30 protein-coding genes and 4 pseudogenes are annotated in these 26,623 nt (G+C 57.7%); 18 read left to right on the top strand and 16 right to left on the bottom strand.

The genetic code is table 11. The features are described 5' to 3' along the window. The 5 genes from G9X67_RS05330 to G9X67_RS05350 all read right to left on the bottom strand — a co-directional run. A partial coding sequence (locus G9X67_RS05330) for an aldo/keto reductase (protein WP_171597978.1) occupies window positions 1–377 on the bottom strand: 377 nt, incomplete at its 3' end. Window positions 378–467: 90 nt separating this feature from the next. Next, window positions 468–1,292, bottom strand: a complete 825-nt coding sequence (locus G9X67_RS05335; RefSeq protein ID WP_171598327.1) for an aldo/keto reductase — start codon at window positions 1,290–1,292, stop codon at window positions 468–470. A 74-nt stretch (window positions 1,293–1,366) separates the two neighbouring features. Then, the gene (locus G9X67_RS05340) at window positions 1,367–2,335 is read right to left on the bottom strand and encodes an aldo/keto reductase (RefSeq protein ID WP_138331096.1); all 969 of its coding nucleotides are present in this window, start codon (window positions 2,333–2,335) and stop codon (window positions 1,367–1,369) included. A 52-nt stretch (window positions 2,336–2,387) separates the two neighbouring features. After that, window positions 2,388–3,284, bottom strand: coding sequence for an NAD(P)-dependent oxidoreductase (locus tag G9X67_RS05345; protein ID WP_138331097.1), 897 nt, complete (start codon window positions 3,282–3,284; stop codon window positions 2,388–2,390). Window positions 3,285–3,403: 119 nt separating this feature from the next. Then, the gene (locus G9X67_RS05350; RefSeq protein WP_138331098.1) at window positions 3,404–4,306 is read right to left on the bottom strand and encodes a LysR family transcriptional regulator; all 903 of its coding nucleotides are present in this window, start codon (window positions 4,304–4,306) and stop codon (window positions 3,404–3,406) included. 819 nt (window positions 4,307–5,125) lie between these two features. On the opposite strand from G9X67_RS05350, the gene G9X67_RS05355 reads away from it, so the two are divergent. The 3 genes from G9X67_RS05355 (at window position 5,126) to G9X67_RS05365 (ending at window position 7,584) form a co-directional block, all read left to right on the top strand. Beyond that, window positions 5,126–5,572, top strand: coding sequence for a LysR family transcriptional regulator (locus G9X67_RS05355; protein WP_246705367.1), 447 nt, complete (start codon window positions 5,126–5,128; stop codon window positions 5,570–5,572). Between the two features lie 352 nt (window positions 5,573–5,924). Then, on the top strand, window positions 5,925–6,152 hold the full coding sequence (locus tag G9X67_RS05360) for a hypothetical protein (RefSeq protein WP_246705368.1): 228 nt from the start codon (window positions 5,925–5,927) through the stop codon (window positions 6,150–6,152). A gap of 175 nt (window positions 6,153–6,327) precedes the next feature. Next, a complete protein-coding gene (locus tag G9X67_RS05365) occupies window positions 6,328–7,584 on the top strand; it encodes a cation:proton antiporter (protein ID WP_171598328.1) in 1,257 nt (418 codons plus the stop codon). Window positions 7,585–7,632: 48 nt separating this feature from the next. Here G9X67_RS05365 and G9X67_RS05370 read toward each other — a convergent pair whose 3' ends face one another. The 3 genes and pseudogenes from G9X67_RS05370 to G9X67_RS05375 all read right to left on the bottom strand — a co-directional run bounded on the left by G9X67_RS05370 (window position 7,633) and on the right by G9X67_RS05375 (window position 9,177). Next, entirely contained in the window at window positions 7,633–8,499 is an 867-nt protein-coding gene (locus G9X67_RS05370) for a transglutaminase family protein (protein WP_138331099.1), read from the bottom strand. A 28-nt stretch (window positions 8,500–8,527) separates the two neighbouring features. Continuing rightward, window positions 8,528–8,746 (bottom strand): annotated as a pseudogene (locus G9X67_RS34845) (hypothetical protein). Window positions 8,747–8,862: 116 nt separating this feature from the next. Further along, entirely contained in the window at window positions 8,863–9,177 is a 315-nt protein-coding gene (locus tag G9X67_RS05375; protein ID WP_138331100.1) for a hypothetical protein, read from the bottom strand. A 118-nt stretch (window positions 9,178–9,295) separates the two neighbouring features. Between G9X67_RS05375 and G9X67_RS34850 the strand changes: the two are divergent. From G9X67_RS34850 to G9X67_RS05410, 9 genes and pseudogenes are all read left to right on the top strand, one after another. After that, window positions 9,296–9,515: pseudogene (locus G9X67_RS34850) on the top strand (hypothetical protein); the annotation flags it as partial. Window positions 9,516–9,615: 100 nt separating this feature from the next. Next, complete coding sequence (locus G9X67_RS05380) at window positions 9,616–10,089, top strand: Hsp20 family protein (protein WP_138331101.1); 474 nt, start codon at window positions 9,616–9,618, stop codon at window positions 10,087–10,089. 71 nt (window positions 10,090–10,160) lie between these two features. Further along, a complete protein-coding gene (locus tag G9X67_RS05385; RefSeq protein WP_138331102.1) occupies window positions 10,161–10,460 on the top strand; it encodes a DUF982 domain-containing protein in 300 nt (99 codons plus the stop codon). 9 nt (window positions 10,461–10,469) lie between these two features. Further along, a pseudogene (locus G9X67_RS34855) lies at window positions 10,470–10,693 on the top strand (hypothetical protein). Window positions 10,694–11,108: 415 nt separating this feature from the next. Next, complete coding sequence (gene rpsU, locus G9X67_RS05390) at window positions 11,109–11,348, top strand: 30S ribosomal protein S21 (RefSeq protein WP_028734557.1); 240 nt, start codon at window positions 11,109–11,111, stop codon at window positions 11,346–11,348. A 404-nt stretch (window positions 11,349–11,752) separates the two neighbouring features. Then, window positions 11,753–13,006 carry an MFS transporter gene (locus tag G9X67_RS05395; RefSeq protein ID WP_171598365.1) on the top strand — a complete coding sequence of 418 codons (1,254 nt, stop codon included), beginning with the start codon at window positions 11,753–11,755 and terminating at the stop codon, window positions 13,004–13,006. Between the two features lie 431 nt (window positions 13,007–13,437). Beyond that, the gene (locus tag G9X67_RS05400; protein WP_171598329.1) at window positions 13,438–14,199 is read left to right on the top strand and encodes a metallophosphoesterase; all 762 of its coding nucleotides are present in this window, start codon (window positions 13,438–13,440) and stop codon (window positions 14,197–14,199) included. A gap of 292 nt (window positions 14,200–14,491) precedes the next feature. Further along, window positions 14,492–14,932: a SyrB-like regulator gene (locus G9X67_RS05405; protein WP_171598330.1), complete on the top strand. Its 441-nt coding sequence runs from the start codon at window positions 14,492–14,494 to the stop codon at window positions 14,930–14,932. A 145-nt stretch (window positions 14,933–15,077) separates the two neighbouring features. Next, the gene (locus G9X67_RS05410) at window positions 15,078–15,680 is read left to right on the top strand and encodes a hypothetical protein (protein WP_171598331.1); all 603 of its coding nucleotides are present in this window, start codon (window positions 15,078–15,080) and stop codon (window positions 15,678–15,680) included. A gap of 187 nt (window positions 15,681–15,867) precedes the next feature. On the opposite strand, the gene G9X67_RS05415 is transcribed toward G9X67_RS05410, so the two are convergent. The 3 genes from G9X67_RS05415 to G9X67_RS05425 all read right to left on the bottom strand — a co-directional run bounded on the left by G9X67_RS05415 (window position 15,868) and on the right by G9X67_RS05425 (window position 17,977). Then, entirely contained in the window at window positions 15,868–16,134 is a 267-nt protein-coding gene (locus G9X67_RS05415) for a DUF982 domain-containing protein (RefSeq protein WP_138331106.1), read from the bottom strand. Window positions 16,135–16,632: 498 nt separating this feature from the next. Beyond that, entirely contained in the window at window positions 16,633–17,229 is a 597-nt protein-coding gene (locus tag G9X67_RS05420) for a hypothetical protein (protein WP_138390743.1), read from the bottom strand. A gap of 277 nt (window positions 17,230–17,506) precedes the next feature. Continuing rightward, window positions 17,507–17,977 (bottom strand): transposase, encoded by a 471-nt coding sequence (locus tag G9X67_RS05425; protein ID WP_138390744.1) that lies wholly within the window; start codon window positions 17,975–17,977, stop codon window positions 17,507–17,509. Between the two features lie 144 nt (window positions 17,978–18,121). Here G9X67_RS05425 and G9X67_RS05430 point away from each other — a divergent pair. After that, window positions 18,122–18,268, top strand: a pseudogene (locus tag G9X67_RS05430) (DUF3606 domain-containing protein). Window positions 18,269–18,350: 82 nt separating this feature from the next. On the opposite strand, the gene G9X67_RS05435 reads toward G9X67_RS05430, so the two are convergent. Together G9X67_RS05435 and G9X67_RS05440 are read right to left on the bottom strand one after the other, a co-directional pair. Next, window positions 18,351–18,806 carry an NUDIX hydrolase gene (locus G9X67_RS05435; RefSeq protein ID WP_138331109.1) on the bottom strand — a complete coding sequence of 152 codons (456 nt, stop codon included), beginning with the start codon at window positions 18,804–18,806 and terminating at the stop codon, window positions 18,351–18,353. A gap of 84 nt (window positions 18,807–18,890) precedes the next feature. Then, entirely contained in the window at window positions 18,891–20,342 is a 1,452-nt protein-coding gene (locus tag G9X67_RS05440) for a CHAD domain-containing protein (protein ID WP_246705369.1), read from the bottom strand. Window positions 20,343–20,482: 140 nt separating this feature from the next. On the opposite strand from G9X67_RS05440, the gene G9X67_RS05445 reads away from it, so the two are divergent. From G9X67_RS05445 to G9X67_RS05460, 4 genes are all read left to right on the top strand, one after another. Further along, entirely contained in the window at window positions 20,483–20,938 is a 456-nt protein-coding gene (locus G9X67_RS05445; protein ID WP_138390746.1) for an NUDIX hydrolase, read from the top strand. Beyond that, entirely contained in the window at window positions 20,935–21,963 is a 1,029-nt protein-coding gene (locus G9X67_RS05450; protein ID WP_171598333.1) for a PHB depolymerase family esterase, read from the top strand. The genes G9X67_RS05445 and G9X67_RS05450 overlap by 4 nt, the downstream gene beginning before the upstream one ends. A gap of 840 nt (window positions 21,964–22,803) precedes the next feature. Beyond that, window positions 22,804–23,046 (top strand): type II toxin-antitoxin system ParD family antitoxin, encoded by a 243-nt coding sequence (locus tag G9X67_RS05455; protein WP_028739446.1) that lies wholly within the window; start codon window positions 22,804–22,806, stop codon window positions 23,044–23,046. Beyond that, complete coding sequence (locus G9X67_RS05460; protein WP_171598334.1) at window positions 23,043–23,336, top strand: type II toxin-antitoxin system RelE/ParE family toxin; 294 nt, start codon at window positions 23,043–23,045, stop codon at window positions 23,334–23,336. The genes G9X67_RS05455 and G9X67_RS05460 overlap by 4 nt, the downstream gene beginning before the upstream one ends. Window positions 23,337–23,431: 95 nt before the next feature. On the opposite strand, the gene G9X67_RS05465 is transcribed toward G9X67_RS05460, so the two are convergent. After that, window positions 23,432–24,265, bottom strand: coding sequence for an AraC family transcriptional regulator (locus tag G9X67_RS05465; RefSeq protein WP_171598366.1), 834 nt, complete (start codon window positions 24,263–24,265; stop codon window positions 23,432–23,434). Window positions 24,266–24,458: 193 nt separating this feature from the next. Further along, window positions 24,459–24,758: a hypothetical protein gene (locus G9X67_RS34860; protein WP_246705370.1), complete on the bottom strand. Its 300-nt coding sequence runs from the start codon at window positions 24,756–24,758 to the stop codon at window positions 24,459–24,461. Here G9X67_RS34860 and G9X67_RS05470 point away from each other — a divergent pair. Further along, window positions 24,732–25,460 carry an AraC family transcriptional regulator gene (locus tag G9X67_RS05470; RefSeq protein ID WP_246705371.1) on the top strand — a complete coding sequence of 243 codons (729 nt, stop codon included), beginning with the start codon at window positions 24,732–24,734 and terminating at the stop codon, window positions 25,458–25,460. The genes G9X67_RS34860 and G9X67_RS05470 overlap by 27 nt on opposite strands. A 128-nt stretch (window positions 25,461–25,588) precedes the next feature. Here G9X67_RS05470 and G9X67_RS05475 read toward each other — a convergent pair whose 3' ends face one another. After that, window positions 25,589–26,569 (bottom strand): alpha/beta hydrolase, encoded by a 981-nt coding sequence (locus tag G9X67_RS05475; RefSeq protein ID WP_138390749.1) that lies wholly within the window; start codon window positions 26,567–26,569, stop codon window positions 25,589–25,591. Between the last annotated feature and the right edge of the window lie 54 nt (window positions 26,570–26,623).

Genomic DNA, 26,623 nt, shown 5'->3' on the forward strand with positions numbered 1-26,623 from the left:
GCGTCCCAGGCATGCATCTGGTAGAGGTCGATCTGCTCGAGGCCGAGGCGGCGGAGCGAATCGTCGAGCGCCTGGCCAAGATGCCGGCGCGACAGGCCGATATCGTTGGGACCGTTGCCCATCGGAAAGCGCCCCTTGGTGGCGACGATCGCCTGGCGGGCCTCGGTCGGGCGCGCCTTCAGCCAGCGTCCGATGATCTCTTCCGACTTGCCGGCGCTATAGACATCGGCGGTATCGATGAAATTGCCGCCCCAGGCGAAATAATCGTCGAGCAGCTTATGCGAGGCGGCCTCGTCGGCCTCCGCGCCGAAGGTCATGGTGCCGAGGCAATAGGCGGTGACGACGGTCCCGCTGGGACCGAGCTTGCGATAGTCCATATTCATCTCCTCTTTGAACACAACCGCGGCATCAACGGCGGCTGTCATTTCGATGTCGACGGCGGTGAACGAAGGGGCAGCGAACTGCCTTCACACGTCCCAAACGGGGCACCAATCGCCGTTTACCAGTCGCATGCCCTTCTCGAGGCCTTCGATCCGTTTGATCTCGGCCGGCGTCAGCGTGATCTTGCGGGCTTCGAAATTCTGCATGATGCGGCCCCTCTTGCTGGAAGACGGGATCACGACATGCCCCTTGGCGATCAGGAAGGCCAGCGCGACCTGGTCGCTGGTGGCGCCGCGGGCCCTGCCGATCTCTTCAAGAACCGGGTCGCCGACGACGGCGCCGCGCGCGAGCGGTGAATAGGCCGTGACCGCTATACCGAGCTTTTGGCAATAATCGATGATCGGCCGGTTCTGCATATAGACGTGGCACTCCACCTGGTTGGTGGTGATCGTGCGGCTGCCGAGCAGGCGGATGCTTTCGTCGATCATCGCTTTGGTGAAGTTCGAGACGCCGATCTGCCTGGCAAGGCCGGAATCGAAAACCTCGGCGAACTGGCCGAGATAATCGGCAAGCGGATATTTGTTATGCGGCGACGGCCAGTGCAGGAGCAACAGGTCGACCTGGTCGACGCAGAGCTTTTCCAGGCTTTCCCTGACCGACGGCATGACGGCTCCAGGGCCGTAATTGTCGGGCTTCACCTTCGTGGTGATGAAGATTTCGTTGCGCACCACGCCGGCGTCCTTGATGCCGCGGGCGACATCCTGCTCGTTGCCGTAGCCCTGGGCGGTGTCGATATGGCGGCATCCGGCTTCGAGCGCCCAGATCACGCCCTGATGGGCTTCATCGGCCGAGCGGTTCCATGTGCCGTACCCCATCTGCGGGATGCCGGCGACCATTGCTTCTTTCGTCATGTTCTCTTCCTATGCAGCAATTCAAAAACGCTACAATGTCGTTTGCGTGTCTCAAAAGCCGCACTGCGTTGTCGTCAGAAACCGCCGACGTGCAGCGATTTGTAGGGGGCTTCGAGCGCCTTGACGTCATCACCGGTGAGTTCGAAGTCGACCGCGGCGATCGCATCTTCGAGATGGCTCATCTTGCTGACGCCGACGATCGGCGAGGTCACGACCGGCTTCTGCAGCACCCAGGCCATCGCGACCTGCGCCATGGACGTCTTGCGCGCCTTGGCGACGGCTTCGACGGCCTCGACGACGTCCCGATCGCCGGTCTTCTCATACATGCTCTTGTTGTAGCGGTCGGTGGTGGCGCGCTTGGTCTCGGTGCCCCAGGGACGGGTCAGCTTGCCGCCGGCAAGCGGGCTCCACGGAAGGACGGCGATACCCTGATCGCTGCAGAGCGGCAGCATTTCGCGTTCTTCCTCGCGATAGGTGAGGCTGACCTGGTTCTGCATCGAAACGAACTTCGTCCAGCCGTTGACCTCGGCTGCATGCTGGAGCTTGGAAAACTGCCAGGCCCACATCGAGGATGCGCCGATATAGCGGGCCTTGCCGGCGCGCACGACGTCGTTGAGCGCCTGCATGGTTTCTTCGACCGGGGTGAACGGGTCGAAGCGGTGGATCTGGTAGAGATCGACATAGTCGGTGCCGAGGCGGCGCAGGCTGTTGTCGATCTCGGTAAGGATCGCGGCGCGGGAAAGACCCTGGCCGTTTGGGCCGGGACGCATGCGGCCGAACACCTTGGTCGCCAGCACGATCTCCTGGCGGGGCGCCAGTTCCTTGAGCAGGACGCCGGTGATCTCTTCGCTCGTGCCCTGCGCGTAGACATTGGCCGTATCGAAGAAATTGATGCCGGCATCCCATGAGCGCTTATAGAGTGGCCGCGCCTCTTCGAGCCCGAGAACCCATGGGCGTTCGTCCGTCTGTTCGCCAAAGGACATGCAGCCGAAGCAGATGCGGCTGACTTCAAGCCCTGACTTGCCAAGTCTTGTGGTCTTCATGGTCTTTCCTCCGAGTTGTTGATCGGCGGTGCCGCAAATGCGGCTCGCTGCATCATGCGCCGGTAACGTATTTTCGCCAGTTGTGTTCTTCCTTGAAACCCAGAACCTCCCGGATCTTCCGGTTCGAGAGCGGCGCTTCGAATTCGCCGAGCTCCCGGAGGATCGGCGTGTTCGGCGCCCATTTGCCGAGGAAATCCCGCGTTGGCTCGGTTGCCGTGATCGTGTCGTTGACGGCATTGAAGACCTGGAAACCGAGGCCGTCGGCCTGCAGGCAAAGATCGACGATCTGCCCGAGATCGCGGGCATCGATGTAGCTCCAGGCGTTGCGCTTGCGCGATGGCGGATCGGCAAGGAAGCCCGGAAAACGCTCGTATTCTTGCGGTTCGATGACGTTGGCGATCCGCAGAGCGTAGATGTCGATGCCGCTGCGCATCGCAAAGGCGCGGGCCGTCTTCTCGTTGACGACCTTGGAGAGCCCATAGCTGTCCATCGGGTCGATGTCATAGTCTTCTTCGAGCGGAAACGAATGGAAATCCTTGTCGCCCTCGGCAAAACAGACGCCGTAGGTCGTTTCGCTCGACGCGATGATCACCTTGGGAATGCCGAGTTTCACCGCCGCTTCGATGACGTTGTAGGTCGAGACCGCATTGACCGAAAAAGTTTGGTTGTCGGGCTTGAGCAGCAGGCTCGGTATAGCGGCGAAATGCACGACGGCGTCGACCTTGGCCGGTCCGCCCGGCGTTTGCAGACCCTCGCCGCTGAAATGCATCGACAGGGCGTTGAAGGTCTGGCCGCTATCGCTGAGATCGGTGATCAACGTCTGCACGCCGGGGCAGTTCAAGGGAACGAGGTCGAGGTTGCGGACCTTGTGTCCCTTCCCCACCAGATATGGAACCGCATGGCGGCCGGCCTTGCCGCTACCGCCGGTAAAGATGATCCGCTTGCTCATGTGATGTGTCCGCTTCCTGATGAAGGTTCGATGGAAGCGGTACAACGCGGGAGAGAGATGAATCAATAGAGTGGAAATCACTGAACCGATGAACCAGGCTCATCGATTAGAACCAGCCGCTAAAATCCGTTCAAGCCGCGAACGATCTTGATCAGCGCGTCGACGCCGAAGGGAAGCTGCCGCCGGCTGGAATAATACATCGAAAACGGCGGGCCTATCGATGCCCATTTGGGAAGAACGACTTCCAGGCGGCCTGACGAAACGTAGGGGCTTGCCAACCGTTCCAGGCAATAGCACAGCCCGGCGCCTTCCAGAGCCGCATTGATGGCAAGATCGGTTTCGCCTGATATCAGCGCTCCGGGAACGTCGATCTCGCGCCGGTCATCGCCGCGTTCGAATTCCCACTTGTAGATCTGGCCCCGGCCCGTCCGTATCCGGATGCAGTGGTGGGAATTGAGGTCCTCCGGCATGACAGGGCGACCATGACTTCTGAGATAATCAGGGGCAGCGACCGCGACCCACTTTAAAGGAGGAGTGAGAGGAACTGCGATCATGTCTTCCGGGATGGTGCCGCTGTACCGGATACCGGCATCGAAGCCGTCCGCGGTGACATCGATGAACTGGTCATCCACGGCGACCTCAAGCTCGACATTCGGGAAGCGTTGCTGGAACACCGGAATGGCTGGCCGCAAAAGCAGAACGGCGGCATCTTTCAGAACATTGATGCGAATGCTGCCGGCGCCACCTTGATAATGTCCGTTCAAGTCCTCCAATCCGGAGTTGATAAGCTCGAGCCCGGCAGAAATCTTCTCGGCGAGGGCTGTTCCGGCGGCGGTTGGTGCAACGCTACGGCTGGTTCGATTAAGGAGGCGAACGCCCAGCCTTTGCTCAAGCGCCTTCATGCTGTGGCTCAGGGCGGAAGCCGTTACTTCTAGGTGATCCGCCGCTTTCCGAAAACTACGGTACTGGACTATCGCGAGAAAGATCGACAGTTCGTGAATTTCATTGCGCTTGAACTGCATGTTGATCTCAGGAGGCTAATTTGGCGATACTTCGCAACCGGTCTTAAAGGCTCTAGCTCGTTCGGTGCAACTCAGCACCCGGATGTTGCTTTACTGGCTCGGATTCTCCACTGCTGATCACAGAATTACCCTGTATCATAGAGCCTTTCAATCTCCGGCAATGGTATTGAAAACGTGCGGGCGCTCTATGACCTGATGTCGGAGCGCCCTGAGCTGCGTTGGCCAATGTTGCGATGGTTCATCGCAATCGTGGCTTCTTTTCCGAGCCGCGATCATTGTCGAGCACGATCCCGACCACTTGCCCTGCGGGGTGGAATCCTATTTGCAATTTGGATGCCACGAGGTGTCGCGACAACGCGACGGAAATGGCCGGGCTATCGCCTAATGGCGGCTAATGGCGCCAAGTCGAACTAGCAGGTATCCCGCACCGCCGATCTCAATCAGAAGATCTGCTCTCATTTCCCTGTCGGTTACCACCTTGATTTTGGTCCATTTGTCGACGGCAGTATCAAGAGGAAAGGGCAAACCCTCTCGCAGCATGAGGGTAAGCTCAGGCGCTCTGTCCGACTTATAGATGCAGATCCTCATCGCACGGCGCCCACCTGCACAAGTTCATGACAGTTATATTGCACTGCGTCACGATCTATTGCAACGCCGCAAAATTCTTCTCCGCACTGCCCTCGTCGACGTGCAGTTCCCCGTTCTTAACGCCAAGAGAAGAATTTGCCCTTGTAGCTAGCCCCGCTGACTTCCCCACCAAAGGCGATCTGGGAGCCGCGCTGGCGCGTCGCTACGCCGAGGATGGGCTTGTGCGGTATCATGAGCGCGGACCTCGGCGACCTTCGCGTTCCCCGAAACGCACAGCTCTCTGCAGCTCCAACTCGCAGCCGCCGAGCCGAAGGCCCCAGAGAATCCACCAATGTCCCCGTCGTCATTGCCATGATGATTTCCCGCGAACGCCTGGATCGCATTGCCGAGGAATTGGTGATGACGCAGGCGGCAGTGAGTTACCAGATCAAGCTTCTCGAAGACCGGCTCGGCGCAAAGCTTTTCGTGCGCCGTTCGCAGGGAGTTGTCTCGACGGAGGCCGGGCAGCGCATCGCGCCCAACATCTCCGAGGCCTTCAACCTTCTGCCCGAGACCTTCGATAGCCTCGAGCGCCCCAACAGGAAACACCGACCGTCAGCACGACCAATGGCTTTGCGGCGCTGTGGCTGGTTCCGCGGCTGGATAACTTCCACGTCGCGAATCAGCATATCATCGTAAACATAGAGATGACCGAGCGCGTGATAAGATTCGAAGACTCGGCCTCGATATGACGTCGGCAAGGCAGCAAGCAAAAATAAGCTTCGGCGCGGTTGCCGGTCTGAAGGACGCATCGGCGCCATCCGCAGGATGCTGATGGCCTCCATCACGAAGGCCGTACGATTACGTCGCTATTGGTCGATGACCATAAGCATCTGTTGACCGGAGTTTACCAAGATCGTACATCCCCCTTGAGCCTCACGTCCAAGGCCTGCGCTAAGAGCAAAAAAGGGAACCACATGGACGCAAAATATCCAAATGCACGAGGGCAAATTTCTCGGCGGTTCGGACACTCGCTACCTCTTCCGAGAGCATGCAAACCCGGTTGATTGAGGCAAATGACAGTATTCTCGCGGTCACCCTTGACGAGTTCGAAAGTGACATTGAGCTAAAAATCAAGTTTGCCAGAATACTTGATCTTCTGGCCGTCGACCGTGACGATATCGAGACTGCCGCAATCGAAAATGCTGCCCATATGAGCGATGTCGACGCATTCAAACTTGCAGAACTGATCTGCGATTTTTTCTACGAACTCGGATAGGGGCCGCCAAGAGCGTTTCCCGTAGGCGTCGGGCGACATCCCAACAGAAGTGTACTTGAGGGCGGGCCTTCCAGTTGTGAAAAGCACTGCGGGCCGTTTGGAACGCCTTGTTTCCGCCATCGTTTACTTCGGACGCCATAGCGCGGCAGAAATCGATCATCGGGAAACAGAGTGAATGGACCTTTATATCATCACTCTTACTATCGTTGGCGTTGTCGTACTTCTGACAGCCTGGTTGCCGATGTTGATGAGACGACTGCCACTGTCTCTCCCGATCGCCTGCCTAGCCATTGGCGCGCTTCTTGCGTGGTCACCGTTCCCACTTCTGCCGCGGTTCAATCCCCTCGAGAACCGCGAATTCACCGAACGGATGACCGAGATCGTCGTCATTGTCGCGCTTATGGGAGCAGGACTTAAACTAGACCGTCCGATTGGATGGAGGCGGTGGATGACGACATGGCGGCTTCTGGGCATAGCCATGCCGCTGACGATCGTCGTTCTCGCATTCCTCGGATCATGGATACTGGGTCTCGGAGCGGCGTCTGCTCTTTTGCTCGGAGCTTGCCTTGCGCCGACCGATCCGGTTCTCGCCAGCGATGTGCAAGTCGGACCACCGCAGACAGGAGAGGAGGACGAGGTCCGTTTTGCGCTCACCTCAGAAGCAGGGCTTAACGACGGTTTGAGCTTCCCCTTCATCCACCTTGCCGTCGCCCTTGCCCTTGCCGAGAAAGAGGGCACCGCCCTTTTTCAACATTGGGCATTTCTGGACGTGTTCTGGAGACTGGCGTCGGGGGCCCTGATGGGATGGGCGCTGGGGAAGGGCTTCGGCTTCCTGTCATTCAGGTTGACGGGAAGCAGTCTTGCGAAAACGCAGGACGGCTTCGTCGCTCTTGGAATGACCTTCACCACGTATGGATTGACCCAGCTGATCGGGGGCTACGGCTTTGTCGCGGTGTTCCTCGCGGCGGTCGCATTCCGAGCGAGCGAACGAGGCCACGATTTTCACCAGCAGCTGCATGACTTCGCGGAGCAGATAGAACGCTTGCTGATGATGGTCCTACTTGTCTGCCTCGGGTCGATCGCGGCAAGCGGACAGCTTCTCGCAGGCATTGATTGGCGGGTCTTGGTCGTCGTCGTCTTGGCGATCGCGTTTGTCCGTCCGATTATAGGCTGGGTGAGTTTAATCGGGACGGGTCATCCGCCCGGCGAAAGTATGATTATCGCCGTCTTCGGCATTAGAGGGCTTGGGTCGATTTATTATCTCGCATACGCCACGGGTCAAGCCGAGTTCCAGAGTGTTCAGACCGTATGGGCGACCGTTTTCCTGATCATCGTTGTTTCGATCGTCGTACACGGTATCGCCGTCACTCCCACGATGAGATGGATCGACGGCCGAAGGTCTGGTGCCCGTCGAAGACGGTCGGTTCTCTAAAATGATAATAGAAATCTAAGACCGTTTCCGGTCCGAGGCAAAGGGCCTTCACAGTTCAGAAACTTCGACGGCGACATCCATTGACACAAAGGCATTGGCCGCGCCAATGAAGCCGCCGGAGATCGGCACTGCTTGCGCAATATTACGGACCACTGCCACCGGGATGAGGTTGGCGCCACCCATGCTGCGATTTGTCGGGTCGAAGGTAATCCAGCCGGCGCCGGGGAGAAATACGTCCACCCAGGCATGTGTAGATCCGCGGCCATTTGAGCCTATAAGCAAGTGATTGGGGTTGAAAAGGTATCCTGACACTATCCGTGCGCCGAAACCTAGAAGTCGGGCGGCTTCAGCAAAAAGGACCGCGAAATCGCGGCAAGTGCCAGACCGGAGCCTGAGGGTTTCCAGTGGTGATTGTGTCCCCTCGGCCTCCCGGCTTTGATAGGCAATCTCGTTGGACACGCCGCCGCTGAGGTCTTTCAGGAGTGAGAGAGTGTCGGTAGGGCTGGTTCTGACGAAAGCGCCGACCCACTGCTGAAACAGATCGGAAGGATCGGCATATTGGAGCTCTCGCAGTCCACCAAGATCCTTCCATTCGTGCTCGCCATAGGAAAAGGGGTAAGTGATGGCGGACGCCGCTATATCGAAAACGGGCCAAGCTGCCGACGTCAGATCGACCACCGCTTTGCTGTCGATTTTCAGGCAATCCGTTGGCTCCGCAAATGTAGCCGTCGCCACAGCATTCCCAAACACGTCCGTCGCCCAACTTATTTTTGCGTCTGGCGTCGAAGCGAGGTCGTGACTGGCGAGCAGGAGGTCGCGCCCCTCCCGAGGACGAAGGGTCAATCGGTGGGGTCCAAGGGCAACTGGATACCGATAACCGTAGGTCGTGCTATGCCGGATACTGAGTTTCGCCATTATCACTCCAAGTTCTGGGTGAGGCAGGTTAGAGCCTTTCCTTCACCGCGGCGCGCAGTATATCGATGGTACGATCCTGCCGGCCAAGGCCTGGAAAGCACCATCACTGTCAATCTTGGGCGAAACAAGCTCTTTGGTATTCGGCAGCGCCGGCCTCAACGCCTGGATTCGCGGCTTTCTTCGCCGGTTTGAGCAACGCATTGGCAGCATCCGTTGGATTGACAGGTCCGCGGCGCGAATTTGCCATATGCGTCACTATTCATCGGAGCGACATTTGAACGGCATACGTGATGCCGGATGCTTCGTCGACCACTTATCTTGTTTTACGACGAGGCGCAGGAATTAAGCCGACGTGCTCTACGATCAAAGTGCCTGCGAGAACGGTTCAGCCGGCCGTGAACGTCGTGCGACCGGAGGGCCAGACCTCTCCACCCGCCGCTGCTTGGTGCCGGCTTCGGAGTTCAGCCATCGCAGCACGGCAAAAAAAGTTAGCTTTTCCCTCGCCAGCGGCGACAGGTTGACGATCGAGACAGCTCTTGCCCTCGGGCACTGCGCGGCGTACAGCGCCTTACTCGTTGGATACTTATGAGCCATGACCGCTGATGGGATACCCTTTTCCAGATGCGCCAATTCCTCTCGCTCACGCTGGGCGGCGGCGCTTGGTGTGAGCTTGGCCATGGCACTCCTTGAAAGCGAAGGCATGATCACGGGGATCTATGGGTCGTGCTCATCAGGATGAGGGGTTCATCCTCGACCAGCGGACGCGCAGTCGGGAAGTGAGCGAGGCCGCGGTGGTCCCATTCGAGCCAGGAACTCTGTCTTCACGGACCCAACGCTGATCGCCGAGGTCGAATTCCGAGGCTGGACCGACGGACAATCTGCGGCATGCATCGTACAGGGGCCTTCGCGATGTTCAGACCAACGCAGCCGTTTATGAGCTTGATAAAGCCGGAGGCCGGGTGACGAGACCGTGTCAAATTTTTTCTGCTACCGCTCTTGAATGCGAAATATCATAAACCAAATCGATTGCCGCCAGCCGCTGAAGAAGGGCTGGCCTTGCTGGAGGCGCCGTGTTCGGCGCTTCTGTTTCCATGTTGCTTGAAGGAGGATATGGCTATGGCAACATCTTACGACTATGCACCTCTCTACCGTTCGAGCGTCGGATTCGACCGGGTCTTCAATCTTCTCGAAAACGCCCAGCGCGCCCGGTCGATCAGCGACTGGCCGCCCTATGACATCACCAAGACCGGCGATGACAGCTATCGGATTTCGATTGCGGTGGCGGGCTTTGCCCAGGACGATCTCGACATCACCTTTCAATCCAATCTTCTAACGGTGACAGGCAAGAAGCAGGAAACAGCAAATGAAGGCTACCTGCATCGCGGCATCGCCGGCCGGCCGTTCGAACATCGGTTCGAACTTGCCGATCACGTCAGGGTGAATAGGGCGGACCTCAGAAATGGTCTTCTTTCGATCGACCTCGTGCGCGAGATCCCCGAGGCACTGAAGCCTCGGAGGATCTCCATACAGAGCGCTCCCGCACTAAATTCCGCTGCTCCCGCGCAGATCGAAGCGCAGAAGGCGGCTTGACCGCGTCGTTCGTAGAACAAGCGCCGTGGCTACGGCGCCCATCAACATCCCGGGTTAAGACGGAGAGAGCGATGAAACCCGATATGTTCAGACAGCCTGTTTCCATTTTTGTCGGCCTAGGCTTTCCGGCAGAGGTTCGCAGCGTGATGGACGCCTATCGGCATCTCGTCGAATGGCCGGCTTCACTGAGAGACGCGGCGCATTCGGTCGCACTCAGGGCATGCAGAGCAGCATTGCGCGGTGAGATCGAGGCAGAGACCGCGCGGGGCCTGTTTGCCGCCTTTGCCGAGAAACACGATCTTCTCGCACCGGAAAACAATATGATCGCAGCGTCTCGTCTGCGAGGTGACAGGGATCCACGCGTTCGTTGAGGTGGTCCGATGACGCACGACATGTTGCAGCAGGCGGCCAGCAACGCGATGGCGATGGGACCAGCGGTCTTGCTCCAGGGTATGCAGCTTCAGCGGCCAATCGATGTGGTGAGAGCGCCGGCTCTTTCCGTCGATGATAAGCGGGCGATCCTCGCGGCCTGGGCCTCGGATTTTTACGCTGTCGATTCGAAGAGGGCCCTCCGGCATTGCCGGGAACCCCAGAGCCAGTTTGAATCGATGAGGTGCAGTCTGCGCTGAAAGAACTCGATCGGCGCTATGGTATCTGACGGACCGCGCGTTCAAGCGGCCTGCTTCGACGATTTGGCGAGCCGCTTGATCGCCTCCAAGGCGGCGTGATCGGCGACGACATGCGAAGTGCCGACGGGGCTCGCGCGCCGACGTCAGCAGATCGACGTTCGGGCAAGATGTGGGGATCCGTGACTGCAGAGTCCCGTGACGACAATAGGACGCCTTGAAAGGATATGAACTTCCGACCCTTCAATCGCTGGCAGAGCTTACCTCTAGCCCCATTCGCGATCGTGGCCCATGAAACAGAGACGACAGAGAATTTAGGCAAACGGTCTCCGAGCCTTGATCATTAATGCGCGTGGATCTAATGAGGCGCGTCAGTGATCCTAGGAGTTTAGAATGCAAGTTCTGGTACGTGACAACAACGTTGAGCAAGCGCTCCGTTTTTTGAAAAAGAAGTTGCAGCGCGAGGGCGTATTCCGGGAGGCCCGACTTCGGGAGCGTTTTGAAAAGCCCTCCGAAAAACGTGCTCGTGAGAAGGCCGAGGGTATCAGGCGTGTCCGTAAACTTGCTCGCAAAAAGCTTGAGCGGGAAAGCGGTATTTCGGCGCCCAGGAAAGCAAGAGCTTCTGGTCGCTAATGGGGACCGAATGACGGATGTTTCGTCTCGCTGATGCCGCCGCGACGATGTCGGGCGATGATCGCTTCGCGGCTCTCCGAGGACAATCGCCGGGTCAACGCGCAGTTCATCGAGGTATCCGGCGGTTTGGCGACCTAACTGCCATGATCGACGGCGGTCGCCACGCTCCCATCGTATGATACGCTTCTCTACCGTCAATCGACAGGCGTAAAGACCGCAGTGCCTCGCCACCGGAGATTGCGACGATTGCGGCGCGATTAAAAGTGATGATGGCGGGGGCTTGAGGAAGGGCCCGTCAAACAGGTATTCAAAGCGCCGAAGCTCGTCATACGAGACGGATGCACTTGGCATTAGGCGAGAGCGTTCAGTTCATAATCGGACCCTGAGGAGTTCTCGCCGTGGCCATGTTTGAAAAGAAGATGGCTGCGGCAGGTGGGGCTGGTTCTGGCGACGTCGACTCTGGATATGCCTGGCGGCGGCTGGTACTCACGCTCATTCTCGGCACCGTTGCCTGCATCGGCAATTGGTCCGTCGTGGTGCTTCTTCCAACCCTGCAAGTCGAGTTCGACACGGTGCGTGGCGGTGCCTCGCTTCCTTATACCTGCACGATGCTTGGCTTTGCCTTTGGCGGGGTGGTGATGGGTCGCCTGGCCGATCGGGTCGGCATCGTTGTGCCGGTGCTGATCGGGGCGTTCCTGCTTTGCATTGGCTACATCATGGCCGCCCTTACCACCAATATCTGGCAATTCGCCGCCTGTTCAGCTGTAATCGGCCTTGGATCAGCTGCCGGCTTCGCGCCGCTGATATCCGACCTCTCTCTTTGGTTTAGCAAGCACCGGGCCCTCGCAGTCGCCTTTGCGGCCTCGGGCAGCTATCTTTCCGGGGCGGTTTGGCCGATGGCTATCGAGTATTTTCAGACGACCCAGGGCTGGCGTGCAACCCATGTCGGAATCGGCATTTTCATCCCACTGGTGATGGTGCCCATCGGTCTGCTGTTGAAGCGGCGTCTACAGACCGGAACCTATGTCCAGGCCGAAGCCGCAACCGAAGCAGCACGCAACGAACTGGGTCTGAGCTCAAATGCGCTGCAGGCCGTTCTCGTCGTCGCGGGCTTTGCGTGCTGCATGGCAATGTCGATGCCGCAGGTCCATATCGTCGCCTATTGCGGGGATCTCGGCTACGGTGTGGCGGTGGGCACGCAGATCATCGCCTTGATGCTTGGACTGGGTGTGGTCAGCCGATTGGCGTCCGGGGCAGTCGCCGACCGGATCGGTGCCGGGCCGATGTTGATCCTCGGTTCCTCAATGCAGGCGGCAGCGCTGCTGCTATATCTGTTTTTCAACAGCAAGTCGTCGCTCTACGTGATCTCCGGCCTGTTCGGGCTATTCCAAGGCGGCATAGTTCCGATGTATGCCGTGATTATTCGTAAATATTTGCCGCCACGTGAGGCAGGTATCCGGATTAGCCTGGTGTTGATGGCGACCGTACTTGGCATGGCTTGTGGGGGCTTAGCCGCTGGTTACATTTTCGATGCCACCGGCTCTTACCGCCTGGCTTTCCTGCATGGCTTCCTTTGGAACTGCGTCAACCTTGCTTTGGTGAGCTGGTTGATCCTATGGCCCAGGCTGCGGCGGAGGCAGCAGGCGTTGGCGACGTGAACAGGGGCATTTCTCGCCCCGCAACAATCCTCTCGATTCACCCCGTAACTCGCTAACCAAAGATCAGGGGATGAGCGCCTTCTCGTGGGGCGAAGAGACGCCCTGGTGGCGATCAGATCAGGGCAAAAACTATCTTCGGCTCTGCCACAGCGACGGACAGAACAAGCGGAACGTGAGTGAGATAAGCCAGTGCTGGCGTAGGCCGCATTAGCGCGTGACGTGATCCTGTCACGACATTCCAAATCAGGCTAAGACAGGTCGGAAATTTCACGCCAACATTCACTTTTGATGGCGCGTCATGGCCGACATGGCCTATAGGAGCTGCCACCACCAAGGCTTGGCCCTGGTCCCGTCCCCGCCGCTCCAAGTCTCGATATCTTGCAAGCACCAGGGAAACCGTCGCACACTATGTTTACTTGCAGGAAGAAATAGTGACTACAACCGAGAGCTTACCGTCCGACATCTATGCCATTGCCGACGTCCATGGACGCGCCGATCTTCTTGAGGTCATGCTTGGATACATCGCGGCTGCCTCGAGTGATCATCAATCCAAGCCGGTCGTGATCTTCCTAGGCGATCTGATCGACCGCGGCCCTTACAGTCCAAAGGTACTCGATCAGGTCTATTCGACACTCGAGCTTTATCCGGGTTCTCGGCTGATCCTTGGCAACCATGATTTTTACCTGCGTGAACTCCTTCGTGGCGCTCTCACCCATGAGGACGCCGTCAACTGGATGGACTGGGGAGGCGTCGCAACGGTGAGCGCATATTCCAATCGCCCGGTGCCTGATTTCGAGAACATCGCCGCAGATATCCGCCGCGTCTTCCCCCACCATGCGGACTTGCTGGAAAACGCGCTGACATTCAAGGAGATCGGGCGCTTCTGCTTTGTTCACGCTGGAATACGTCCCGGTGTTCAGCTTGCAAATCAAAGCGAATACGACTTGCGCTGGATCAGGGCGGGCTTCCTCGACCACATGGACGTCTTTGGCCATGTGGTTTTGCACGGTCACACGATCACGAAGTCGCTGCGACCCGAAGTTTACTCAAATCGCATAGCTTTGGATACCGGAGCATATCGGACTGGCCGGCTGAGCGCCGCCGTAATCAGGCGCGATGAGCTTTCACATTTCGTATGCACCGAACTAACCGCAACCGGTGCCATCCAGGTCGGCGAGTGGCGGCCCGACTAATCGACAAGAGAAGGAGATCGAGTTTCAATGGTTTCCATAGTAGGGCGTTACGCCACAGTATCTCAGATAAATCAGAAGGCTACTTAGATCATAAAGGCGTGCCGGCGGTTCGAACCGTTTCAAGGCGAGCGAGAGTGCTTCCGCTTCTTCGCCGATCTTTATATATATATCTATATATATATATATGAGCAGTAGAGCTGCGTTTCAAAACGGCGAGCTATCTTTAGCGTTCATGTTGACTCCCCCTTTCACTCAGCCGAAAAGAACTCTTGCCGTTAGAGGGAGACGATTGATGGCTGACGAGAACGATACGGGGCTCAAGTCCGAGGTTGCAGAGACGGATGTGACGGTGAAAGTGCCGGCGCCTAAAAAGCAGCGCGCACCGCGACGCCAGAAGGCAGCCGCCGAAGCAACGGCAGCCGCATCTCTTGCGAAGACGGCAAAGGTGCCGAGCGGTCGCAGGACGCGTGGCGAGCAAACCGGGGAAGCGAAGCTGACGGCGGGGGAAACGCAAGTCACGAGCAAGAGCACTGGGAAGGACGCCGTCAAGCAAACCGGAAGGAAGAGGGCGCCGAAACAAACCGAGCCGACCGTGAGCGCGCCTGTTTCGTCTATGGATGAGATGGCAGATCTTATTCAGCTCGAAGAAGAGAATAAAAGGCTCCGCAAAACCCTGGCAGATAAGCTTCGCGCGGAAAATGCCGACCTGCGCAAGCGGCTCGCGCTCGATTGATCGACCATAAATAGCGGAGGCGGTTGCGAGATCGACCTCAGCCACTACATCTTCGGTAGCAGAGAAATTCGCCGGGCTCACGTCACGAGCCCGGATCTAAAGCTGCGGCAACGTCGTGGTGAAGATTGCTCGAGGTTGAAGCATTATGAAATCACCATGGAAATTCCTTGCTCAGTTGACGTCGCGAAGACGGCCGGTGGAAGCACGAGAGAGTGGCGTTGGTGCCGATACCGAAGCGAGCGAAAGCGGCGCGGGGCAAACGTCGGCGCTTTCGTCAGGCTCAACGGAAGCATCTGGTCGTCGGGACCACGATGAGAACGCAACTGTTGATCTCGTGGCGAGGACGACTTCAAATGAAGCCGACGGCGATCCCGGCGTCGCCCGAGCAGTCTCGCCGCCAGTCGATGTTGAAGAGGTCCAGACGCCGGCAGATCATGCGGTCAGTCGATCCGGTACTGATGCGCATAGGTTTGCGCCGGAAGGCAAGACAAGCAAAATGTCTCCGCGAACACCACCCTCAGGGCGGCAAGGACGCGCGAAGAAAACCCGAACCGATAGGGGTTCGGAGAGCACTGACGTCGCAAATAGCGATCAAGGTGCTCAATCCTCGTCCTCTCGTGAAAGCTTCTTCGATGAGGTGGCAAGCGTGGACGAGGAGATCAGGCAACTAAGAGGTCAGTTAGCGCAAAAGCTGCATTTGCAGAATGTTCAGCTTGAAAAGATGCTCGAGCGATTCGACCGATCGTGAGCCTGCTCCTGGCGGGGCTTGGACGAACCGGTTGGCGGACAAGCGGAGGTCGACATTGACGCCAGCATCTGAGACGATCCTCTGCTTCAATCCGTCTCCTTAGATATAAACTGTCGTTGGCGGCATTCGCTGCTTAGATCCGGGGGCAACGGCAGCTGAGACTGTGCCGCCGCTTTCCTACTGGTGGTCATCGGCGAACGACAGTTAGAGCAGCGATACCCGCTTCATCGGCCGCACGCAAAAGCGCTTCCCGGAATTGTTCCGGAGCAATCTGCCCGCTAATTGCATCGACACAGGCTTTTACGGCGGCGACATATTCTTCGCCCTCATCGGATGGCCAATCCTTAATCAGGATATGCGCTGCGTCGCCGAGCGTGCGTACGATCTTGTGCGTTGCCGGACCGTGCAGAGCTAGCCCGACCGGCGCAAATGCCGACGATGTATTCCAGCACATTGTGCTCGACCCCTCAAGGTACTGACGCTGCAATCCCTGCCGCAATATATGAGCATGCTTTAAAATTTGGAATTGAAGATTGTGTGACCGATGAACGAGGTCCCGAGAACCGGCGGCACAGCCGAGATGACTATTGAAATTCGATCTGCGACAAACCAACCGCAGCACGCGGTGCCTGTTCGCGCGAAGGCTCGACGAAATCCAGACGGAAGCCCCCCGCGGCGGCGGCTCTACATGATAGCCCCACGGCTATCATCGCGCGTTAGTGCGCGAATTCACAAACGGACTTGCGAATCAATCCTCTGTCGACGCATTGCGAGGGTTTTCCTGGAAACCCTGTCGAGGTCTTACGCAAAAGCGGACCGTGTACGTTTGAGGCGAAGCCGCCTAAGAGACATCGTCGATGACGCGGCAGGGTGTCCCCTCATCAGGCGAGCACTCGACCCTCATTGCCGATCAGGCTCGGATCTGGCGCGACGGCCATTTTCCGGGGCAGTTTTACGCGACATCAAAGCGCTCAAGCATCTTCGTGAGCTGCAAGTTCTGTGCAAGAAGCTGTTCTGCCAGTAGCCTCTTGAGCCGCTTGTTTTCTGCATCGAGGGCAGTTACTTCCTCGAAGGAAACCGCAACCCGAGCAGTCACGGATTTCGTGCTTCGGGGCTTGCTCTTCCCCGTCGAAACGGGGCCGCGCCTAACACGCTTTCGAAGAGTGCCGTTTGATATTCTCTCGGGCTGGAAAACCGTCTGGCTCTCCTGCACCTGCGCAACAACTTTGGCAGTCGGAACGGTAGTCGCATGTTGCTTTGGCACGTCGACCTTTGCGCCGTCGCTTGATGATATCAAAGTTTGTGCAACATTGGCCTCGCCTGGGTGTTTGCGAGCGGAACCCGAATTCATCGCATCAGATGCCATGTCTCCGGCTTCGTCAGGCAGACCATGTGCCGCATTTGAATTGAATGGATGTGGCGCCTTATCTTCCACTTCTCGATTAAAAGCCTTGAGATCAGTGTCACCCCAAATTGAGTTTGTTTGCCCCTTCGTGGGTCGTCGACCCGATTTGAATTCGACAATGAATTTCCGTTGTGGCGTTTTCATCCGGTTTCAACCTCAAGTAAATCGCGTGCAGCCAGCACCAACCGGCGCCACTTCGTTCCCGCCCCCGGACCCATATATTGCCTCGCAGCGCGCTTCAACTAGCCACCGCGCGAGATAGCGACGATACTTCGCACCAACAATACCGTACGGAGTACACGGGCTTTTTGAGGAGCGGGCCAGCGGAAGAATTTCGCGCAGTCGTTGGCCTTAAACACCGGGATTGGGGTGGAAACCGTTCGGATCCAATGGAAAAAATGACCGCCTGGGTGGCCGATTCTTAGCTCAGTCCGAGCCTCTTGCGCAGCTGCGAGTTTTCCGAACGCAATTTTTCCGCCAGAAGCTTGCGAAGCCTCTGGTTCTCTTTTTCGAGCTGCACAAGATCCGCCAGCTCATCACCGGCCGGAACAGGCTTCTCGTTCCTGTGAACAACAGGCATCCCAGTCCGTTTCCAATTATAGTAGGTTTGTTCGGAAATGCCGACCTTCTTGATCGCGTCCTTGAGGGTGCTTTTGCCCTCGGTGACTTGCGTCTCGATCAGCTTGAGCTTGCCGGTTTTTTCTTGCTCGCTGTAGGACCTTCGCTTAGTGGCCTGTGACTTTGCAGCAGTTGCATTTGATGCAGATTGCGCCGGTTCGAAGGTTGTCTTCTGGCGCTGTGGCGGCTTCTGCTTCTTGGCAGCAGGTGTTTTTGCGTCCGCGTCCGTTGCCTCGATTACAGCAGCCGGTCCTATGTTGTTCTCGTCAGCCATCGGTATTCCTCTTAAGCCACGGCCTGTTTTCGGCTGAGTGATCTCCAGAGTCAACACTAACACCAATCTCCAAATTTGCGGATAGATCGGGGATTGCGCCGAAGAGAAGGCTTGCGATGACGTGCGCCTGCCTCTTGCTATCAGATCGCCTTCGAGAACTTATAAGGAGGACAGGATCACGAGGTCCGGTACGAGGCGGAAAAAGAGCGGGTCTCGACGTCGAAGGTCAAGGAGACTGTTAAAAAAGTCGGCAACAGCCGCAAGAAGGTCGAAGCTAGCTTGGAGAAGTAGAGACAAGTTCACATTCCAGGAACTCGTGGCTGACGAAAGGCGGAACCGGAATTCCCGAGATCGAAAATCCGCGACCGTCGAGCTAGGGAAGTCGTCCCCCGCGCTCGACCATTCGTCCGAACTTCAGCAGCAGGCGCTCAAGGTCCGGCTCCTCTACGCGGCGGGCGGCCTCAAACGGCGTCAGCCACACGGAATCTCGCTCCGCCATTTCTGGAAAGCGCTTTCGGCTACGGCGGACCTCCAGTAGGAAGACGGCAACGACCGGTCGCGCTCCACTTCCGTCCTGCATCAGCTTGTCATAGAGGAACTCGCCGAAGGGCTTCTTCTTCGCCCTCCCGATCACGCCAGCTTCCTCCCAGGCCTCACGTTCTGCCACCTTGCGCGGCTTCAAACCTGATATCGGCCAGCCCTTCGGGATCATCCAACGTCTCGTCTCCCGCGTCGTGATGAGAAGCACCTGTGGCCCCTTGGGTGTGTTTCGGAAACACAATGCACCATACTGCTGGATCGGCTTCGGATAGACGTCAATCTCATTCATCGTGTCTGCTCGATGTTCATCGACGTTCTCGACCGTGCCTGCTAGACCGAGGTTCCTTCGCTTAAGGTTCATGGCGTCCTCATGTCAGCGCCAGAAGCGCTTCGTGTCGATGACCTCATCTACTGAGGACTGCGCCATGCGGATCAACGTATTCTTGTCCTCGTGGGAAACGACAGAATCTCGAGCAGGGTGGTCGGCCAGTCCATGCTGCTCAAGCACGTCCGGTCCGGTTGCCAGATCGTTCAGTGCTCCAAGATGGTCCTGCAGCGCCTCCATCGCTACGATGAATTTCCGGTACCGACGGGCGCCGCGCTTGTCGGCGAACAGCGATCCGAAGAACTCGGCCGCGTAGCGAAGCTTTTTGGCGTCCTTGCGAACCTGGTGACGATGCTCGTCGTCGGTCTCTGCCAGCGCACTGCCATGCTTTTTTAGCTTCTTACGCATCTTCTCGAGGGCCTTCGCGGCAAACTCCGAAGCTGGCGGGTCCTCAGAAGTTGCGCCACCGCCGCCGGCGCGATCGGTGTCACATTGAAGCCACTCGTTGAAATCGAGCATCAGCGCGCGCCCTCTCGCCGATTCTAGAGCCTCGACAGCGTCTCCGTAGGCCTTGTTGCGGGCATCCTTGAGCTTGGCCCTAAGGTCGGAGTCCTTCGCTTTCATCAGCAGGACGTCGAGATTACGCGCTTCGCCCAGGACGCCAGCGAGCCAGCGAAGTTCCTCTTGGATCCTTTTCGGCTCGTCGCCCATCAGGAGCGGCCTGAACAGGGAGAACGCAGAGCGGAGACGCCGCAGGGCTACCCGCGCCTGATGAAGGGCTTCGGAATTTCGTCGCTGGAGAAGGATCTCTTCGTTGAGACGGAACTGCCGAAAGCAGGACGTGGCGATCTCTCGAAAGGCGGCAGATGCCTTGATGTTTCGCTCGAGATCGAGGCGCTCTGCCTTGGACATGAATTGCAGCCTGTCCAGAAGCGCGAGACCCCGTTCGGACTTGGACTGAATGCCGAACCGGAAAGGTGCGATCGCGTCGATCTTGCGAATGAAGACGAACAGGTCTTTCGGATCCCCGTCCTTCAGTTCGACCTCGATTTCCTGAACAGGCGAGCGCCTGTTGCCAGACACTGCGTCTCCCCGATCGACGACCACCTCCAGCCGAGAGCCGTTCAACTCGATGTTCCAGATGCTGCGCTCAATGAACAAGGTGAAAGCGGCTTCCACCTCAAGTTCCGGTCCGAACTCTCTCATGAGAGGGCTCGTATGGTCGAGGACGGGTTCCTTGCCTTCAATGGGAGTCTCCCATTCCGAACGGACAAACAGCGATTTCGCCGGCCCGGATGCCTTCACAGTCTGGACGTGGGAAGAGCCGGTAGAGCGGATGCGCAGAGAGAACCCCTTCTGCGACAGCCGACGATCATCCGTCTCGAAGTAGGTCGATGACTGCTGCAGTGCGTCGTCAGGCTCTCCGAGAAGATCGGAACCCAAAAGGCTCTCAAGGGCTTCGTTAGAGAGGTCGAGCTTGATTTCGATTTCTGTTGGCAAGGCAGGCTCCATTCTGATTGGACGCTCATCAACGCTGGAGGTCCTGTCATAGTTCGGTCGCGTCACGACGTGATGAAGCAAACTGGACTCTCGAACGTCGCCCAGCTAGCTTGCGCGGGCTTCGAAACCGGAGGCGGACGATGCTCGACGAAAACGCCCAGACCGAACTTACGAAAACCATGTCTGGTCGCGATGTCGCGCAGGCTGGTGCTCTGTGCTACCGTCGGAACGAAAACGGTGGAGTTGAAATCCTTTTTGTAGGCAGCCGACGGAACGGTCGATGGGGCATTCCGAAGGGGCACGTCGAAGGTGGTGAGGTCAGCAGCGCCGCGGCGCTGAGAGAGGCGTTCGAGGAGGCCGGGGTCGCAGGCATCGTCGACAAGACCGTGTTCGGTACGTTTTCTTATCGGAAGGACACGAGTTCCAACCGGTACCACGTGGCCGTGCATCTCCTCCAGGTGTCGAAGATCGCGGACAAGTTTCCGGAGAAGGATGTCCGAAAGACGCGATGGTTCCCCTTGGAAACCGCGCTGCGGGAAGCAGCGCAGCCGGGCTTGCGGATGCTGTTGTCGCAGCTCGAGTGCGTGGGCGTATGAAAGTCGGTTTCGGCAAATCGCTAGCCCGGGTCCTCAAATCCCAGAAGAAATTCAGCAGGCTGATCGAGAAGGCCCTCAAGGCGCCGCGAAACAAGGCGAAACGCGCGACGCCGACACTCCGTGCCGGGAAACCGACTCTGGTCGAGACGACCGCATTTGGAACCAATCCCGGCCGCCTAATCATGAAAACCTTCGTGCCGACAGCGCGGCTGCCGAAAAACCCCGCACTTGTGGTCGTGCTTCATGGCTGCCGACAAACACCCGAAAGCCTGGATAGTGCCGCTGGCTTCTCCAAACTCGCAAAAGACCGCGGCTTCGTTCTCCTTTATCCTGAGCAGAGAAGCGCCAATAATTCGCAACGATGCTTCAACTGGTTCCGCCCAAGCGCCGTCGCCAGAGACCGTGGAGAGATGCTCTCCATCAAGCAGATGATCGAACATACTTGCGAAAAACATCGCATCGACCGCTCGAGGATCTTTATCGCAGGACTGTCTGCAGGCGGGGCGATGACGGCCGCGCTCGTTGCCAACTATCCTCCATTGTTCGCAGGCGCCGCGATTATTGCCGGCATGCCCGTCGGATCGGCCCGAGATGCGATGTCCGCGTTACGAGCAATGAAGTCGGGCGTGACGCCGCCGTCCGGCGGCTGGGGCCGAGCCGTTACGAAGATCTCTTCCGAGGTCAAGACGTGGCCCGCGGTAACGATCTGGCAGGGCATGGACGATAGGACTGTGAACCCGGTCAACGCGAGCGCATGCATAGCACAGTGGCTCGAAGTCCAGGGCATCGACGAAAGCAGCGGACGTGCGGAGGAAAAACCGTGGGGCAGATTGCAATCGTGGCGGGCCGCAGACGGTCTGAAGCTGGCTTTCTATTCGGTCAGGAACATGGGGCACGGGCTTCCAATCAAAATGCGGGACGCTACGAAGTCGAGACGATCTGAAGACCCTTACGTCTTTGCCGCAGAGATTTCGGCTCCAGCAGAATTGCTGCGACTATGGGGCTTGAAGAGACCTATGCTATAGTCGAAAACGCTGTGGCGAGGCCAAATTTTGTCTATTCCCGTTAACGCAAGTTCATTGACCTGCGGCCCTCTCCCGTTTGATACCGGATTGGCAACGATGTGCCGATCGGAATCCAAAGTCCACGGAATCAGACATGTCCGATGGGACTTCCGAAACCACATGCTCGAATCTCTCAGTACCTAGAGGTTGGGGTGTAGACGACAGGCGTTGTTTAGTTCCGCAGGTTATCAAACGCGCATGGCGCCCTACAGCTGGACGGCCGAAGGCGAAATGATTAACTATGGCCTTCCGTGCCGAGGGCGACAGCTACACGACGGCCTTAAGAAGGGCCTTGTCCAGCCCGGCGTCGAGGGGAGTTCGAGGCAGCCTTCTGGGCCCTGGCGGAGTCCCGCGGGCGACGATCACTATCAAGGTGTCCGGAGATTTTGTCGAGTTGAACAAAACGAAGTGAGGAAGCGGCGCTCGCGTTCAATGTCCAAGCTCGTACACGGACTGTTCGTGCAAATCGCATCCGTGCTGCTACGTGCTTCGTTCCGCCACAGAGGGGCGCTTGTGCCCTCATGACGGCGGGTGATCATGTTGTTACCTTATGGTGCTACGCTCCAGCGTCGTTCGCGCCCCGGCTGAGATTTGCTACGGAAAGGCGCGATCCTGCTGCAGCCGCATAGTGACGTGCCATAGCGGAAAATGTTCCGTAAATCGCCCATATGCCTCGACGCGTCGCTAAGTCGTTGAAGGTTATGCTGTCGAGATGAAGTGGTCCGCATCTCATCAAAGGCGTTCTAGCCTTTGACAAACTTTGCCAAAATCGGTTATGTTGACTTCAAATGGAGGTTATCAATGGCCACGATGAACGTATCTCTTCCAGGCCCGATGAAGGATTGGGTGGAGGCCCAGGCCAGGACCGGGCGATATTCGAATGCTAGCGATTACGTGCGCGACCTGATCCGACGCGACCAGACGCGAAACGACAAGATCGCCGCCATGCAAAGCTTCGTCGAGGCCGGGCTCCAAAGTGGTGTCGGCATCCGATCAAAGGATGAACTCTTTGCTGAAGCGATGGCTCGTGCCAGCAAGTCATGAGTTTTAAGCTTTCTGCCGAAGCGGAAGAGGACATTATTGCGATCGCCGAGCATGGTGTCCGCATGTTCGGGGCAGGCCAGGCAAACCGATACCACGATGAACTTTTCGCATTTTTTGATCTGATAGCTGTCAATCCGCGCATCGCGCGCGAACGGGATGAGATTGATCCGCCCGTTAGAATTCATCCCTTCAAAGCGCATCTAATCGTTTATCGGATCGAAGATGATGAGACAATTTTTGTAATACGAATTCGCCACGCGCATGAAGATTGGGCAAGTGAATCAATTTAGCGCACCTCGGATGGAGCTGTGGGATTTGGTGTGTCTCAGGTTCGAATCGGGTCAAGAGCTTCCGGTTCGAAAATCTCCAAGAGGCCTCGTCTGGATCAGGTGTTGCGCCGCCAATTGCCAGGCGTGGTGCCGACGATACTTGCAAAGACGCGCGTGAAATGGCTTTGGTCCGCGAAGCCGCAGGCGATGGCCACTTCGGCGAGTGGAGTCTTTGAGGTCCGTAGGAGGTTGCGGGCGCGGTCTATTCGCTCACGAAGAACCCATTGATAGGGCGTCATACCGGTCGTCTCACGAAAAGCGCGAATGAAATAGCCGCGCGACAGATTGCACATCTGCGCGACTTCGGAAATTGACACGTTGCCGTCGAGGTTCTCAAGAAGCAAACCTTTCGCCAGATCCTCATGCGTCCGCGAAAGGCTACCCGACCTATCAGAGCCTACCGTTGGCCGGCCGCCATAACGCTGGACCAGGTAGGTTCCGATGGCCGTTGTCATTTGCTCGACGAATAGCGCGTTGGCTTCGTCTGGCTTTTCGAGTGCCGGGATCAGCGCCCGAGCGAGATTGGCAAGCACAATATCTTTTGACGCGGTTTCAACTGACAGCGACGTCACGCCGGGCATTTCAGCATCATCGGCAATTTTGCCGAGGGACGCTGGCGAAATTTCAAACAACACGAAATCGAAAGGACCGCGGAGATCCGCCTTGTAGGCGTCCGAGAAATCGCGAATATAGATCGAGTTCTCGGTAAATTCGTGGGTGGTCGCATGATGTTTGTGGAAGATGCGCCGCGTGTGGCCACCGAGAGAGGAAACCCCGACGACAAACCCCCGATCGTTTGCCGGCGTCATGACCTGATCGAGTTGAGTGTTGACTGTCGCCTTCCGAAAGATATCGATGTCTGAACCAGGTAGGCTTTGGTTGATCGACAACTGCTTCAACGAGCACCCGAACCCGTCGGTCGCGTTTCCAGTGGAAGATTGGTGGCGGAGGGGGAGAACTTGGACCACGACGCACTTCTTTCATTTTTAGACACTCGAACACGGACATGCCGGCTTGGTAGCTTTCCCACGCTAAGTTGCCTCACGACAATTTGTTAAATCGGCCCCGCGAGGATCCTTTTGTTCAATATTGCCGTTTGAAATCTGTGTAGGAAACTTTGAAGCGCAGCATCTCGTCGGGACGGCTATACAGTTCCCAGCCAGGATGATCGAGACACATGTGAGTGAAGCGTTGACGGTCAGTGAGAGAATTGCGGCGTGTTTTGGGATTAATGCTGTACGGACGCTGGTAATCAGGCCTCTTTGCGAAGCCAAGCTCGCTGTCGTCCATCTCGAGCACTCCTATGACAATGGCGAACATACAATCTTCCTGCCAGCTGATGACGCTTTTCTGGTCATGCTCTATCTCGTTGACGTTGATCATTGCGACATCCTGCCGGACGGAGCACGGACGCCCCTGAAGACCTATTCCAGAGGTTCTATGTGTCTCATCAGTCTGAGGAATGGCGCCGCAATTTCGGTTCGTGGCCGCTTCGAAGCACTCGCGTTTCATATCCCAAGCGCGCTTTTTATCGAGCTCGCTGAGGAAGCAGGCGAGCCGCGTATTGATGACCTCACGACCTGCCGCGGGATTAACGATCAGGTGGTCCGCAACATCGGCGGTGCGCTGATGCCGATGTTCGACATGCCGGACGAGGTCAGGGACACACTGCTTCCTCATATCGGATTGGCGTTAAGTGCCCATCTTGCGCATCGTTACGGACGGTCCCCTATCCAGCACCTGTCGGGCACCGGTCAGTTGTCTGCGCTGCAGGAAAAGCGCATTAAGGCGTACATAGCTGCGAACCTATCGGGCGGCACACCGGTCGATGAGATCGCCGAAGCGTGCGGGTTTTCAGTCGATGAGCTCTGTTCCGGATTTTTGAGCACGACCGGGCAGTCTGTTTCGGAATGGATTGCGTCGTATCGAATGAGCAGAGCCCAATCGCAACTGAGCAGAACCGGTGAAACTATCGCCCGGATCGCTGAAGAGTGCGGGTTTCCGGATGAAAATGAATTCGTCGCAACCTTCACGAGGGCCGAGGGAGTGCCTCCGGCTGCGTGGCGCTTGCGCAACCGGCACTGAAAAAAACCATCGAGCAGCACTGCTCTTGAGCTGAGCTTCAGAAAAGAACTCGGGGTGATGGCAATATGGGTCGAGCTTGTGCGGCCGGATCCGGATGCGGCGAAAACGGCCCCACCCGGACAGTCCAATTAAGCCTGAATAAATGCCAAGAGGTCGGCGTTCAGGACGTCGGCATGCGTTGTCAGCATGCCGTGCGGATAACCCTGATAGACCTTCAGGGTGCCATTTTGCACTAGCTTGACGGAGAGCTTGCCAGCGTTGTCGATGGGCACGACCTGATCGTCATCGCCATGCATGACGAGGGTCGGAACGGTGATCGCCTTCAGGTCTTCCGTCTGGTCGGTTTCGGAAAAGGCCTTGATTCCATCGTAATGGGCCTTGGCGCTGCCCATCATGCCCTGCCGCCACCAATTCTGGATGACGGCCGGGTAGACCTTCGCGTCGGACCGGTTGAAGCCATAGAACGGACCGGTGGGGAAGTCGATGAACAGCTGCGCACGGTTTCCGGCGACGCCCTTGCGGATGCCGTCGAACACTTCCATCGGCAAGCCGCCCGGATTTGTCTCGGTCTTGAGCATGAGCGGCGGAACGGCTGAAACCAGAACGGCCTTGGCGACGCGGCCGGCCGGCTGGCCGTATTTTGCCACATAGCGAGCAACTTCCCCGCCGCCGGTTGAATGGCCGATATGAACGGCGTTCTTCAGGTCGAGCGCTTCGGCCACGGCGAAGGCATCGGCGGCATAGTGGTCCATGTCGTGACCTTCAGAAACCTGTGCCGAACGACCGTGACCACGACGGTCGTGGGCGACGACGCGGAAGCCCTTTGCCAGGAAGAACAGCATCTGCGCATCCCAATCGTCCGAGGAGAGCGGCCAGCCATGGTGAAAGACGATCGGCTGGGCATCCTTCGGACCCCAATCCTTGTAGAAGATTTCGACGCCGTCCTTGGTGGTGATGTAGCCCATTGTATTATCTCCTTTGGCTGAGGTGGTGGTCGAAGCAGCGTTGGCCGCCAGGCCAAACGATGCGGGAAGTACCATGGCGGCTGCGGCGGCAGCTCCGGAAAGCAATGCGCTGCGGCGGGTGATGGAGGGGAAGTTCTCGGTCATTTTCGCGTACCGTGATCCTTTAACGGCTATGATTCGAGGGTAGTGGAGGATGCC

It is taken from the genome of Rhizobium sp. WYCCWR 11152 (assembly GCF_013087615.1).
In the GTDB taxonomy this organism is placed as follows: Bacteria; Pseudomonadota; Alphaproteobacteria; order Rhizobiales; family Rhizobiaceae; genus Rhizobium; species Rhizobium indicum.